Annotated in this window: 17 protein-coding genes, 1 tRNA gene and 1 pseudogene; 9 read left to right on the top strand and 10 right to left on the bottom strand. The window is 68.5% G+C overall.

The features are described 5' to 3' along the window. The 3 genes and pseudogenes from WKI94_RS10260 to tsaE all read left to right on the top strand — a co-directional run. Window positions 1–382 (top strand): annotated as a pseudogene (locus WKI94_RS10260) (integrase core domain-containing protein); the annotation flags it as partial. A 22-nt stretch (window positions 383–404) separates the two neighbouring features. Next, window positions 405–492: transfer RNA gene (locus WKI94_RS10255), tRNA-Leu, on the top strand. Window positions 493–518: 26 nt separating this feature from the next. After that, window positions 519–953, top strand: a complete 435-nt coding sequence (tsaE, locus tag WKI94_RS10250; RefSeq protein ID WP_337845641.1) for a tRNA (adenosine(37)-N6)-threonylcarbamoyltransferase complex ATPase subunit type 1 TsaE — start codon at window positions 519–521, stop codon at window positions 951–953. Here tsaE and WKI94_RS10245 read toward each other — a convergent pair. From WKI94_RS10245 to WKI94_RS10235, 3 genes are read right to left on the bottom strand one after another with little or no spacing between them, the layout of a single operon-like run. Then, window positions 915–1,397: a TlpA disulfide reductase family protein gene (locus WKI94_RS10245; protein ID WP_337845640.1), complete on the bottom strand. Its 483-nt coding sequence runs from the start codon at window positions 1,395–1,397 to the stop codon at window positions 915–917. The genes tsaE and WKI94_RS10245 overlap by 39 nt on opposite strands. A gap of 44 nt (window positions 1,398–1,441) precedes the next feature. Then, entirely contained in the window at window positions 1,442–1,948 is a 507-nt protein-coding gene (locus WKI94_RS10240; protein ID WP_337845639.1) for a metal-binding protein, read from the bottom strand. 4 nt (window positions 1,949–1,952) lie between these two features. Then, window positions 1,953–2,669 carry a cyanophycinase gene (locus WKI94_RS10235; RefSeq protein ID WP_337845638.1) on the bottom strand — a complete coding sequence of 239 codons (717 nt, stop codon included), beginning with the start codon at window positions 2,667–2,669 and terminating at the stop codon, window positions 1,953–1,955. Between the two features lie 74 nt (window positions 2,670–2,743). On the opposite strand from WKI94_RS10235, the gene WKI94_RS10230 reads away from it, so the two are divergent. Together WKI94_RS10230 and WKI94_RS10225 are read left to right on the top strand one after the other, a co-directional pair. Beyond that, a complete protein-coding gene (locus tag WKI94_RS10230; protein WP_337845637.1) occupies window positions 2,744–3,313 on the top strand; it encodes a TetR/AcrR family transcriptional regulator in 570 nt (189 codons plus the stop codon). Then, window positions 3,310–3,804 (top strand): CarD family transcriptional regulator, encoded by a 495-nt coding sequence (locus WKI94_RS10225; RefSeq protein ID WP_337845636.1) that lies wholly within the window; start codon window positions 3,310–3,312, stop codon window positions 3,802–3,804. Before WKI94_RS10230 ends, WKI94_RS10225 begins: the two co-directional genes overlap by 4 nt. Window positions 3,805–3,859: 55 nt before the next feature. On the opposite strand, the gene WKI94_RS10220 is transcribed toward WKI94_RS10225, so the two are convergent. The 3 genes from WKI94_RS10220 to ispD are packed head-to-tail and all read right to left on the bottom strand — an operon-like array spanning window position 3,860 to window position 5,872. Then, window positions 3,860–4,429 carry a hypothetical protein gene (locus tag WKI94_RS10220; RefSeq protein WP_337845635.1) on the bottom strand — a complete coding sequence of 190 codons (570 nt, stop codon included), beginning with the start codon at window positions 4,427–4,429 and terminating at the stop codon, window positions 3,860–3,862. Then, the gene (gene ispE / locus WKI94_RS10215; protein WP_337845634.1) at window positions 4,380–5,234 is read right to left on the bottom strand and encodes a 4-(cytidine 5'-diphospho)-2-C-methyl-D-erythritol kinase; all 855 of its coding nucleotides are present in this window, start codon (window positions 5,232–5,234) and stop codon (window positions 4,380–4,382) included. Before ispE ends, WKI94_RS10220 begins: the two co-directional genes overlap by 50 nt. Further along, window positions 5,222–5,872 carry a 2-C-methyl-D-erythritol 4-phosphate cytidylyltransferase gene (gene ispD / locus WKI94_RS10210; protein WP_337845633.1) on the bottom strand — a complete coding sequence of 217 codons (651 nt, stop codon included), beginning with the start codon at window positions 5,870–5,872 and terminating at the stop codon, window positions 5,222–5,224. The genes ispE and ispD overlap by 13 nt, the downstream gene beginning before the upstream one ends. A 6-nt stretch (window positions 5,873–5,878) precedes the next feature. Here ispD and WKI94_RS10205 point away from each other — a divergent pair, with 6 nt between their 5' ends. Continuing rightward, window positions 5,879–6,664 carry an undecaprenyl-diphosphate phosphatase gene (locus WKI94_RS10205; RefSeq protein WP_337845632.1) on the top strand — a complete coding sequence of 262 codons (786 nt, stop codon included), beginning with the start codon at window positions 5,879–5,881 and terminating at the stop codon, window positions 6,662–6,664. Here the strand turns inward: WKI94_RS10205 and WKI94_RS10200 are convergent. Next, the gene (locus WKI94_RS10200) at window positions 6,656–7,717 is read right to left on the bottom strand and encodes an aminotransferase class V-fold PLP-dependent enzyme (protein ID WP_337845631.1); all 1,062 of its coding nucleotides are present in this window, start codon (window positions 7,715–7,717) and stop codon (window positions 6,656–6,658) included. The genes WKI94_RS10205 and WKI94_RS10200 overlap by 9 nt on opposite strands. 147 nt (window positions 7,718–7,864) lie before the next feature. Here WKI94_RS10200 and WKI94_RS10195 point away from each other — a divergent pair, with 147 nt between their 5' ends. The 3 genes from WKI94_RS10195 (at window position 7,865) to WKI94_RS10185 (ending at window position 9,812) form a co-directional block, all read left to right on the top strand. Continuing rightward, on the top strand, window positions 7,865–8,914 hold the full coding sequence (locus WKI94_RS10195; RefSeq protein WP_337845630.1) for a J domain-containing protein: 1,050 nt from the start codon (window positions 7,865–7,867) through the stop codon (window positions 8,912–8,914). 118 nt (window positions 8,915–9,032) lie between these two features. Continuing rightward, window positions 9,033–9,254 carry a cold-shock protein gene (locus WKI94_RS10190; RefSeq protein ID WP_003043467.1) on the top strand — a complete coding sequence of 74 codons (222 nt, stop codon included), beginning with the start codon at window positions 9,033–9,035 and terminating at the stop codon, window positions 9,252–9,254. Between the two features lie 84 nt (window positions 9,255–9,338). After that, window positions 9,339–9,812: a GNAT family N-acetyltransferase gene (locus WKI94_RS10185; protein WP_337845629.1), complete on the top strand. Its 474-nt coding sequence runs from the start codon at window positions 9,339–9,341 to the stop codon at window positions 9,810–9,812. A gap of 3 nt (window positions 9,813–9,815) precedes the next feature. Here WKI94_RS10185 and WKI94_RS10180 read toward each other — a convergent pair whose 3' ends face one another. From WKI94_RS10180 to WKI94_RS10170, 3 genes are read right to left on the bottom strand one after another with little or no spacing between them, the layout of a single operon-like run. Continuing rightward, a complete protein-coding gene (locus tag WKI94_RS10180) occupies window positions 9,816–10,055 on the bottom strand; it encodes a ferredoxin (protein ID WP_003043460.1) in 240 nt (79 codons plus the stop codon). Window positions 10,056–10,083: 28 nt separating this feature from the next. After that, window positions 10,084–10,629 (bottom strand): hypothetical protein, encoded by a 546-nt coding sequence (locus WKI94_RS10175; RefSeq protein ID WP_337845628.1) that lies wholly within the window; start codon window positions 10,627–10,629, stop codon window positions 10,084–10,086. A gap of 4 nt (window positions 10,630–10,633) precedes the next feature. Then, window positions 10,634–11,326 carry an NTP transferase domain-containing protein gene (locus tag WKI94_RS10170; RefSeq protein WP_337845627.1) on the bottom strand — a complete coding sequence of 231 codons (693 nt, stop codon included), beginning with the start codon at window positions 11,324–11,326 and terminating at the stop codon, window positions 10,634–10,636. Window positions 11,327–11,429: the final 103 nt, after the last annotated feature.

Raw genomic sequence — 11,429 nt, 5'->3', positions numbered from 1 at the left:
GTCCGTTTCCCATCCGGGCGGTGCAGGTGGATGGGGGTAGCGAGTTTATGGCGGAGTTTGAGGAGGCCTGTAGGGGTTTGGGCATCCGGTTGTTTGAGCTTCCTCCGCGGAGTCCCAAGTTGAATGGGCATGTGGAGCGCATGCAGCGGGCGTTTCGGGACGAGTTTTACACGCGTCCTCTGCCTTCTGGGATTGAGGGGCTTCAGCGGGAGTTGGATGCGTATTTGGACTACTACAACGGGCGGAGGCTGCACCGGGCTTTGGGGGGTCTTGCGCCCTTGGAGTTCCTGGCTAAGCTCAAGGAGGAGGGGGTCCTCACAGAGTCTCAAATGTGCTGGCCAACTACAGCACCTTGACATGGGGCGGGGTTTTGCTAAACTGAACGGTGCGCTGAGGCGCGCCCTGCCGGGATGGTGGAACTTGGTAGACACGCCATCTTGAGGGGGTGGTGCCCGCAAGGGCGTGCGGGTTCAAGTCCCGCTCCCGGCACCAGAAGGCCCTTCGGGGCCTTTTTTGTTATGCGGAAGCTCCTGGAACGGACCCTGCAGGGCCTCGAGGACACCCAGGCCCTGGCCCAAGCCCTCCTACCCCTCCTCCCCTTTGGGGCGGTGGTGGCCCTAAAGGGCCCCTTGGGGGCGGGGAAGACCACCCTGGTACGCTTCCTGGCGGAGGCCCTAGGGTTTAGGGGCCGGGTCACCAGCCCCACCTACACCCTCATACACCACTACCCCACCCCGGAAGGGGAAGTGGTTCACGCGGACCTCTACCGCCTCAGGGAGCCCAAGACCCTTTTCCCCCTCCTCGAGGCCGCCCGGGAGGGGGCCCGGCTGGTCCTGGTGGAGTGGGGGAAGCCCGAGATGGGGGCAGACTTCCTCCTCACCCTCACCCCCCTGGGGGAGACCCGGCGGGCGGAGCTATGGGAGGTCAACCCCGCCGAGGAGAAGGGCGTCTAGGAGGGCTTCCCGCCCAGCCCGGCCCGCGAAGAGGGCCACCACCCGCCCCTCCCCATCCACCACGAAGGTCCAAGGCTGGCCCGTGACCCGGAAGCGGCCCGCCACCTCGTGGGGCTTGTCCTTCCCGGCCAAGAGGGGGATGAAGCGGGGGTAGTCCTTCATGTAGGCCAGGACCACCTCCCGGGTGTCCTTGGGCTCCCGGCTGATGACGTAGAAGGGGACCCCCGTCTCCTCGGCCACCTTGTGCAGGGTGGGGAACTCCGCCCGGCAGACCGGGCACCAACTGGCCCAAAAGACGATGACCGCGGGCTTTTTCATGGTGGCCGGGGTCACCTCCTGCCCCTTGGGGTCCACCAGGGAAAAGGGGGGCAGGGGGTCCCCTAGGTTCACCGCCAGGGCGGGTAGGAGGGCCAACCCCAAAAGGATCGCCTTGTAGAACCGCATACCCTATGCTGGCACGGGGCTACTCCTAGGGTGTGTAAACCGCCTCACCTTGGCCGGCGGAAGCGCCTCAGGTCGTGATCGGGAAGGATACCGTCGGCCAGGAGGTGAAGCCACTGGGACAGGTAGTACCCAAGAAGGGCCGCCCAAAGGGCTTCCTTGGGCCAGGGGGGAAGGGCGAGGCTCCAGGTGGAGCCCAGGAGGGAGGAGACCCCCTGGAGGAGGCCGTAGAGCAAGGCCAGGAGCAAGGCCAGATACCCCAGGCGGGTGAGGGGGCCTAAGACCCAGGTGTGGGATAGCCCCCGGTGGCGGAAAAGCCAGCCGTAGGGCCGCCAGAGGAGGCCCAAAACCCCCCAGCGGCGGCTCGCCCTCACCCCCCTTTCCGCCAGGTCCAGGTCGGGGGTTAGGAGAAAGGTACCCCCCAGGTAGCCCAGGGCAAAGGAGAGGACCCAAGGGTCCTCCCAGAGGGCGGGGCCTTTGGCCCTAAGGCCAAGAAGGGCCAAAGCTCCCAAGACCGTGAGGTTGATGGCCTCGTGGGCACGGCCCGAAGGCATGCCCCTAGTCTAGCCCGGGCAGGGGGAAGCGGGCCCCCTCCGAGAGGACGTCCACCCTCAGGCCCTTCACCCCCCGGTGGGTGAACTCTGCCCCCCCGGCGTCCACTAGGGTCACCTCCCCAGCCCAGACCTCCCCTAGGCCCTTAAGGAGGCGGAGGGCGGTGTTCTCCAAAAGGCCTAGGCCCACCAGGTCGGGGTTGTCCGCCACCAGGCGGGAGAGGGCGAGGAAGCGCCCCCTCTCCTCCACCCGGGGCAGGAGGGCCAGGCCCTTGAGGAGGGCGAGGCCCAGCCGGGCCCGCACCTCCCCTTCCAGGGCGTAAAAGGCCGCCTCCCCCAGAAGCCCCGCGGCCTCCCCCAGGGCCACCACCCCGCCTCCCCGGCGGTGGACCTCCAGAAGGGCCTGGAGGAGGAGGCTCCCCCGGATAAGGTCCAAAAACTCCGGCAGGCCCTCCGCGGCCAGGAGGACCAGGGGGCTTTGGGCCACCTGGCCCGCCACCCCCGGGTCAAAGGCCTCCTCCCGCCGCCTGAGGTAGAGGACCCGGCCCCGCCTGAGACCCAAATCCCGGTAGACCAGGCGCCAGGCCTCGGCCAGGTCCCTTAGGGGGTAGGGGACCAGGAAGAGCGCCTCCCCCCGGGCCTCCTCCAGAAGGCGGGCCTCCACCTGGCGGAGGGCGCCCTTGAGGGGATCGGCGGTGAGCAAGGCGAAGAAGCCCTGGCGCATGTTCACCTCCCTATACCCATTAGGGTAGCGCCTTCCTCATGAAAGGGAAAGGGGCCTGTGGTAGACTTGGGTTCGTGGCCGCGACGGTATCCCCCTCGGGGGCGCTTGCCAAGGAAAAGAAGAAGGCCATCCTCGAGGCCACCTTGGCTGTCCTCCGGGAGCGGGGGCTTTCCGGGCTCAAGATGGAGGAGGTGGCCCGGAGAGCGGAGGTGGGGAAGGGAACCATCTACCTCTACTTCCGCGACAAGAAAGACCTCCTCAAGGCCCTGGTGGAGGAAAGGACCTGGGCCTTTTACCGCGAGGTGGAGGAGGAGGTGCGCCGCAAGGCGCCCTTTTTTCTTCGCCTCGAGGCTGTCCTCAGGAAACGCCTGGCCTGGGTGGACGAGTGGCGGGGGCTTTGGGCCGCGGTGGCCCGGGAGGCCATGGAGGACCCTACCCCCTGGCTTAAGGGCCTCCACGAGCACTACCTCCGCCTCCTGGAAGAGCTCGTCCGAAGCGGCCAGGAGGAGGGGGCGGTACGGCCGGAGCTCTCCCCCCGCCCCACCGCCGCCGTGATCGCGGCCCTGGGGTGTAGCCCCCAGCTGGAAACCGAAGCCTACATGGAGCACCTCCTTCTGGTGCTCCGGAAAGGAGTGGCGCCGTGAGAGAGTTCCGTCCCGGGGACAAGGTGGTCCTACCCCCCTACGGGGTGGGTGTGGTGGCCGGCATCGCCCAAAGGAGCATTAGCGGCGTGAGCCGATCCTACTACCAGGTGGACTTCCCGGGTTCCCGCTCCAAGGCCTATGTACCCGTGGAAGCCCCCCAGAGCGTGGGGATGCGCAAGGCCTTGAGCCCCGAGGAGGTCCCGGTCATCCTAGACCTCCTCAAAAACGGCCGCATGCCCCTCCCCAAGCAGTGGGCTGCCCGCCACCGCAAGACCAGCGAGATCCTGGCGGACGGCAACCCCTACCGCATCGCCCAGATGGCGGGGCAGCTTAGAGCCTGGGAGCTGGAAAGGGGCCTCCCCGACCTGGACCGCCAGGCCCTGCGGCGGGCCATCTACCTCCTGGCGGAAGAGGTGGCCCAAACCCTGGAGATCACCCTGCAGGAGGCCAAGCGCCTCTTTGAAGAGGCCTGGGGCGAGGAGCTCAACTAGGTACCCCGCCGAAGCTTCCGCTTCGGCGGGGGCCCCAAAAGCACCCCTGTCCCCTTCACAAAAGGAGGCTCCAGGTGGCCTTCTCCATCTCCAGGATGCGGAGGAGGTACCCCTCCAGGAGCTTGGGGTCCAACTCCGGGAGGAGGCCTTGGGCCAGGGCCTCCAGGTCAAAGAGCACGGCCTGGAACTCAGGGGCCGACCAGTGCTCGGAAAGCTCCTGCCAGGGGCTCTCCCCTTGGACATGGGCGTTCCAGGCGTCCAGGAAAAGCCGGTTGAGAAAGTAGAAGAGGACCAGGCGGTAGGGGTAAGGGAGCCCCCCCATCTCCTCCAGAAGAGCCACGTAGGCCCGGCGCACGGGGTGGACGGGGTCCTGGGGGCTTGCCCCTTGGGTAAGGAGCCAGTCTAGCTCCTCCACCGTGGCCAAAAGGGCGTGGACCAGGGGAAGGCGGTGGGCCTGAGGCGCCTCGAGGAGGAGGCCCACCAAATAGCGGTAAAGGGCCTCCACGAAAGGGTAGTCCTGCTTTAACCAGAAGAGGAACCGCTCCCGGTCCCAGCGGAGGGGCAGGGCCTGTATCTCAGAGAGGAGAGCCCGATTGGGGCCCAATAAGGTTTCCAGTCGGTCCATACCCACCCCCAAGCCAGCCCGCCCGGGCAAACCCATGATACCTTAGGGCCCGCGCCGCCTGCCCCGCGTGGCCCTCGTCCTCCACCAGGCCAAAGAAGGCGCTCCCCGAACCGGAAAGGAGGACGCCCCGTAGCCCCAAGGCCTGGAGCCTAACCTTCACCTCTTTAAGCTCCGGGTGGAGGCGGAAGGCGGGGCCCTCGAGGCTATTCCAATAGGGGGGCTCCTCCCCCCTTTCCAGAGCCCTTAGGATCTCCTCCACCGGAAGCTCTGGGGCGAAGTCGTGGGGCTTCACCTCCCCGTACACCTTGGGGGTGGGGAGGCGGAGCCCCGGGGCGAAGACCACCACCGGCAGGGGGGGGAGGGCAAGGGGCCGAAGCCGCTCCCCCACCCCCCGGCCCTCGGCCACCCCACCCCGCAGGAAGAAGGGCACGTCCGCTCCCAAGGCGAGGGCCAGGGCCTCGAGGTCCACCTCCCTGGGGTAGAGCTTCTTTAGGGCCAGGAGGACCTGGGCCGCGTCCGAGCTCCCCCCTCCAAGGCCCGCCCCCTCGGGGAGGGCCTTTTCCAGGACGATCCGCACCCCCCCGGGCCAGCCCGCAGCCCTTAGGTAGGCCTCCGCCGCCCGGTAGGCCAGGTTCCTCCGGCCATACCGCCCCCGGAACTGGATGCCCTCGGGGATGGGCTCCAGGAAGAGCCGGTCCCCGAAGGAGAGGGCCGCAAAGAGGGTATGGAGCTCGTGGTAGCCATCGGGCCGCCTTCCCAAAAGGGAAAGCCCCAGGTTGACCTTGCCCACCGCTAGGCGTTCCATACCTGGGCCAGGGCCTCCGCCAGAAGGAGGTCTTCGGGGTAGGTGATCTTGAAGGCCGCCCGCTCCCCCTCCACCAGGGCCACGGGGTAGCCCAGGGCGCGCACCAGCTGGGCGTCGTCCGTGGCGGAAAGGGCCTTCTTCTCCGCGTAGGCGTGGGCCTCCCGGAGGAGGGCGGTGAAGAAGCCCTGGGGGGTCTGGACCTGGCGCAACGCCTCCCGGGGCACCACCTCCCCGTACGCCTCCCCCTCAGGGTGGATGAGGGTGTCGGGAAGGGGCAGCACGGGCACCGCGGCCCCCTGGGCCCGCGCCGCGGTGAGGACCCGGTCTATCAGGCCCCGGCTTACGAAGGGCCGGGCCACATCGTGCACCAGGACCAAGGGGAGGCTTGCCGCCCTCAGAAGCCGGGCCACGGAGGCCTGGCGGGTGGGGCCCCCCTCCAGGAAGACCGCCCTCAGGCCCTTAGGGGGCTCGGCCCCTGGGGGCAGGGCCACCAGGACCTCCGCCGCTTCCCGGAAGGCGGCGAGGGTCCACTCCAGAAGGGTCTTCCCCCCCACCTTCAAGAAGGCCTTGGGGCCAAGGCCCAGGCGCTGGCCCTCCCCGGCGGCGGGAATGAGGACGGAGACCTCCACAAGGCCCATGGTAGCATGGGCTCCATGAGCGCTTGGGAAGCCCTTCTCCTGGGGATAGTGGAGGGCCTCACGGAGTTCCTGCCCGTCTCCTCCACCGGCCACCTCACCCTGCTCTTCCATCTTCTGGGCTTGCCCGTGGAGGAGGACGCGTTTTTGAAAACCTTCCTCATCGCCATCCAGCTTGGGGCCATCCTGGCCATCCTCCTCCTCTACGGCCGCCGCTTCCTAAGCGATCCTGCCCTTTGGCTGCGGGTGGGGGTGGCCTTCCTGCCCACCGGGGCCATGGGCTTTCTCCTCTACCCCTTTATCAAGGGGGAGGTGCTGGGGAATGACCGGGTGGTGGTCCTGGCCCTCTTCGGGGTGGGGCTCCTCCTCCTCCTGGCGGACCGTCTGGCCCAACGGGCCCGGTACCGGGATGCCCTGGAGCTTCCCTGGGCGGGGCTCCTCCTCATCGGCTTCTTCCAGGGCCTCGCCGCCCTCGTCCCCGGCACCAGCCGGAGCGGGGCCACCATCCTAGGGGGGCTTCTCGTAGGCCTAAGCCGGAAAGGGGCGGCGGAGTTCAGCTTTCTCCTGGCCCTTCCCACCATGCTCATCGCCGTGGGCTACGACCTCCTGAAAAGCGCCCCCGAGGTGGTGGAGGGGGGGTGGGGGCTTTTGGGGTTCGGCTTCCTCGCCGCCCTCCTCACCGCCCTCTTCACCGTGCGGGCCATGCTGGCCCTGGTGGAGCAGGTCGGGTTTACCCCCTTCGCCCTCTACCGCATGGCCCTGGCCTTGGTCTACGGCTACTTCTTCCTACGCTAGGGCCAGGACGCGGTCCAGGGCCCTCAAGAAGGCCTCGTACATCTCCAGGCGCGCCCCCTCCCCCATGAGGCCAAGCCTGAGGACCTGCCCCCGGGTGGGGCCGATGCCCCCCGCCACCGCCACCCCTTCCCCGTGGAGGGCCCTCACCAACCGGTCCGCCTCCACCCCTTCAGGGGGGCGGACCACCAGGACGGTGGGGAGGGGGCTCTCCTTGGGGTAGGGGCGGAAGCCCCGGGCGGAAAGCTCCTCAAGGAGCCAGGCGTGGGTCTCCTGAGCCCGGCGGGCGCGCGCGGGGATCCCCTCCTCCAGGGCCAGGTCCAGGGCCTCGAGGAGGGCGAAGTGCAGGAGGACCGGGGTGGTGTGGTGGTACCCCCCCCGCTCCCAGTGCTCCGCCACCCGCTCCAGGTCCAGGTACCAGCCCCGCTTGGCCCGAAAGGCCTTCCGGGCGCTGGGGGAAGCGGCCACGGGGGCCAGGCCCGGGGGGGCGGAGAGGCACTTCTGGCTTCCCGTGAAGGCGTAGTCCACCCCCATGGCCTCCATGGAGAAGGGGAGCATGCCCAGGGTGGTCACCGCGTCCAGATAGAAAAGCGCCCCAGCCTCCTTGGCCAGGGCCCCCACCGCCTCCGCGGGGTTCAGGACCCCGGTGCTGGTCTCCCCGTGCACCATGGCCACCATGCGGTAGGGCTTCGCCTTCAGGGCCTGGGCCACCCTTTCGGGGTCCACGGGCTCCCCCGGCGGAAACTCCAAAGGGGTGGGGTCTAGGCCGTGGAGCCTGGCCATCTCCGCCATGCGGGCGGAAAAGGCCCCGTTCACGAGGACGAGCACCGGCCCCGAGTCCAGGTTGGCAAACCCCGCCTCCATGGCCAGGCTTCCCGAGCCGGCCAGGGCCGCCAAAAGGGTGCCTTCCGGCGCGCCGAAGAGGGTTCGCAAGCGGTCCTGGATGGCCCGGTTTACGGAAAGGACCTCGGGGTCCAAATGGCTCCGCATGGGACGGAGGAGGGCCTTCTGCACGCGTTCCGGGATGGGGGTGGGTCCGGGGGTTAAAAGGAGCATCTTCGGCCTCCAAAAAGCGAGGCCCCCGCGGCCAAGACCGGGGGGGCCCTTCCCGAAGGAAGGGGCCCCCTACCGGATAGCTCGCAGGAGCCTCATTGGGGCCCACTCTAGCAGAAGGGGGAGAAGCTTGTAAAGTGCTAGGTGGGGATGAAGGACTACTACGCCATCCTGGGGGTGAGCCGGGAGGCCACCCAGGAGGAGATCAAACGGGCTTACCGCCAGCTGGCCCTCAAGTACCACCCCGACCGCAACCCGGGAGACAAGGAGGCAGAGGAGCGCTTTAAGGAGATCAACGAGGCCTACGCGGTCCTCTCCGACCCAGAAAAAAGGGCCCAGTACGACCGGGAGCTTCTCGGCGAGCCGGAGCTTAAGATGGAGGACCTCTTTGACCTCTTTGGCCAAGTCTTCGGCTTCCGCCCCGCCCGCCATGCCCCAAGGGGGGAGGACCTGGAGGTGCAGGTGGAGGTGGAGCTTAAAGACCTCCTCCAGGGCAAGGAGGTGGAGGTGGTCTACGCCCGGCTTGTGCCCTGCGAGGCCTGCGGGGGGCAGGGGGGGCGGCGGGTTCCCTGCCCCACCTGCGGGGGGCAGGGGGTGGTGGAGGCCTACCGCCGGGGGTTCTTCGGCACCCTCCTCCAGCGCGCCACCTGCCCCCACTGCCGGGGCCAGGGGTTCCTCCTCAAGGCAACCTGCCCCACCTGCCACGGCCGGGGACGGGTGGCCCGGGAGGAGAGGCTCAAGGTGCGCATCCCCCCTGGGATGGACGAGGGGCACCTCCTGAGGGTCCCGGGGTACGGCAACCTGGCCCCTGGGGGCCCTGGGGACCTCTACGTGCGCCTCAAGGTGCAGCCCCACCCCACCCTGGAGCGGGAGGGGGCAGACCTGGTCTACCGCCTCCGGATCGGCCTGGCCCAGGCGGCCCTGGGGGCCCGGGTGGAGGTGCCGGGCCTCGAGGGCCCCATCCCCCTGGACCTCCCCCCCGGCACCAGCCCTGGGGAGACCTTCGTCCTGGAGGGGCAGGGCCTCCCCTACCCCCACGGGCGGGGCCGAGGGGCCCTTAGGGTGGTGGTGGAGCTTGCCGTACCCAAAAAGCTCTCCCCGAAAGCGCAAAGGCTCCTAAGGGCCTACGCGGAGGAGGTGGGGGAGGGGGTGGCCCCCGAGGGGTTTTGGGAAAGGCTTAAAGGGTTCTTCCGCAAATAGCCCCTTCGTGGTATAGTGAATTATTCCGGGCCCCCTCGAGGAGGCCCCCAGGGGTCAAAGCAAGCCCTCGAGGCCCGGATACGTGCCCCCGTGGGGTCGCGGAAGAAGAAGGAGCGGTATGCAGAAGGGTCGGGTCAAGTGGTTTAACGCGGAGAAGGGCTACGGCTTCATTGAGCGTGAGGGCGACACGGACGTGTTCGTCCACTTCAGCGCCATCAACGCCAAGGGGTTCCGCACCCTGAACGAGGGCGACATCGTCACCTTTGAGGTGGAGCCGGGCAAGAACGGCAAGGGCCCCCAGGCGGTGAACGTCACCGTGGTGGAGCCGGCCCGCAAGTAACGGCTTCAGGGAAACCCTCCCCGGACTTCCGGGGAGGGTTTTTTTCACCCCATCCTCAGAGCAGGAAGGGTAGCATAGGGCGGGATGCGGACCCTAAGCCTGGAACTCCGCCCCCTGGGGTATAGCCCCGAGGAGGAGGCCCCCCTGGTGCACGCGGTTTACCGGGCCAGCCCCGGCTACTTCACCCTGATCGGCATGGAGCTCCCCACCCTGGAGGACGTCCTCCAGGACCTCAACACCCTGGCCCAAGATGCCAGGCGGCGGGCCTTCTTGCTCTTCCAGGGGCCGGAGCCCTTGGGCTACCTGGACTACAAGCTCCACTACCCCGAGGAGGGGGACGCCACCTTAAGCCTCCTCCTCATCCGGGAGGACCGCCAGGGGCAGGGCTTGGGGCGAAGGGCCCTGGCCCACCTGGTGGAGGGCCTTGGGGGCATGGAGCGGCTTTACGCGGTGGTCTACGGGAATAACCCCCGGGCGCAGCGCTTCTTCCTGGCCCAGGGGTTCCGCTACGTGAAGGATGGGGGGCCGGCCATCCAGTGGTACATGCGGCCCCTCTAGGGGTTACTCCAGACCCGCCAGCTTGCGGTTCTTCTCAATGTAGGACTTCCACTGCTCGGGAACGTCCTCCTCGGGGAAGATGGCGTTCACCGGGCAGGCGGGCACGCAGGCCCCACAGTCAATGCACTCCTCGGGGTGGATGTAAAACTGGTCCCCCCCGTCGTAGATGCACTCCACCGGGCAGACTTCCACGCAGGACTGGTCCTTTACGCCGATGCAGGGCTCGCAGATTACGTGCGGCATCCTTCACCTCCCGAGCATCCGCTCCCCCCTATTTTAGGCCAAGGCCCGGCCTGTCAAGGGCCTCCCGGGGAATGGCCCCCGCCACCTCCTCCCCCCGGTAGACCAGCACCAGGGGCTGGCGGAAAAAGAGGGGAAGGAGCTCGGAGGCGGCCACCTCCGCCTCCACCCCCGGCACCTCCTCCAGGGGCAGGACCCCGTCGGAAAGGCCCAGGAGGGCCACGGGCCGCCCCTCCTGGACCAGGAGGGCCACCCCCCGGCCCTCGTAGGCCTCGAGGGCCTCCACCCGGGGCAGGGGCTTGGCCAGGCGGTAGGCGGGCTTAGGGGCAAGGAGCCCCGCGGTGAGGAGGGTGGCGCAGGGCACCCGCACCGCCTGCTGGGCCAGGTAGAGGGTAAAGGTGAAGGCGAAGAGGAAGAAAAACCCTTCCACTAAGCCCCAAAAGTTAAACCCCTCCCACCCAAGCCGCCCCCCACCCCCCAGGAGGACGTGGAGGAGAAGGGAGAGGAGAAGCCCCACCACCAAGGCGGCCAGGTAGGCGAAAAGCCCCGCCAGGCGGAGTTCCTTCACCGTGCGCATGGGCTTAGCTTACCAGGTCCTCCTCCCGGTCCACGTCCACCCCCACCTCGGGGTGGGGGACCACCAGGGCCCTGGCCTCCACCCCCAGGATCCGCCCCGCCCGGGCCTCCACCTCGGCAAGGCCGAGGCGTCCAAGGAGGAGCTTGAGGAGGACGTCCCACCCCACGAGCCGGGCCAGGGCCAGGGGGTTTTTCCTCAGGGCCACCACCCGCCGGGCCAGGGGAAGGGCCTGGAAGAAGAGGGCCTTGTCCAAAAGGAGGAGGTTCCCCCCAGTGTAGACCCCTTCCCGTAGGCGGGCGTAGGTGCGGCGGTTTCCGGGAAAGCGGGCCTCCACCCGCTCCTTGGGCACGATGGGGTACACCAGGGCCGCTTGGGGCGCGTTTTCCAGCACGAAGCGCACCGCCTCGGGGGTGAGGTGGGGGAGGTCCCCCGTGGCCACCAAAACCCGGCCCTCCGCATGGGCCAGGGCGGCCTCGAGGTTGTCCAGGAGGCTCCCCCGGTCCTCGAGGGTGCGCTTAGGGGGGGGCGTGAGGCCCGGGTTCTCCCCCACGTAGATGGGCTCCAGCCCCGCCCCCACCAGGGCCTCCAGCACCCACTCCACCATGGGCCTTCCCCGAAAAGGCACCAGGGCCTTGCTCCTCACCCCGTACTTCTCCGCCCAGGGCTCGCGCCCCCCTGCCAGGACGATGGCTTCCACGCCCCCCATCCTACGACCTAAGTGCCCCCGAAGCTTTCCTAGGCGGGGACCCCAGAAAAAGGGCCCGACAGGCCTTTCCCCCAAGTCCCATGGGGATTTTTCT

This window comes from Thermus sp. (genome assembly GCF_037444525.1).
In the GTDB taxonomy this organism is placed as follows: Bacteria; Deinococcota; Deinococci; order Deinococcales; family Thermaceae; genus Thermus.
Note: the sequence above shows the minus strand (reverse complement) of the source record. Positions and strands in the feature narration are given on the sequence as shown.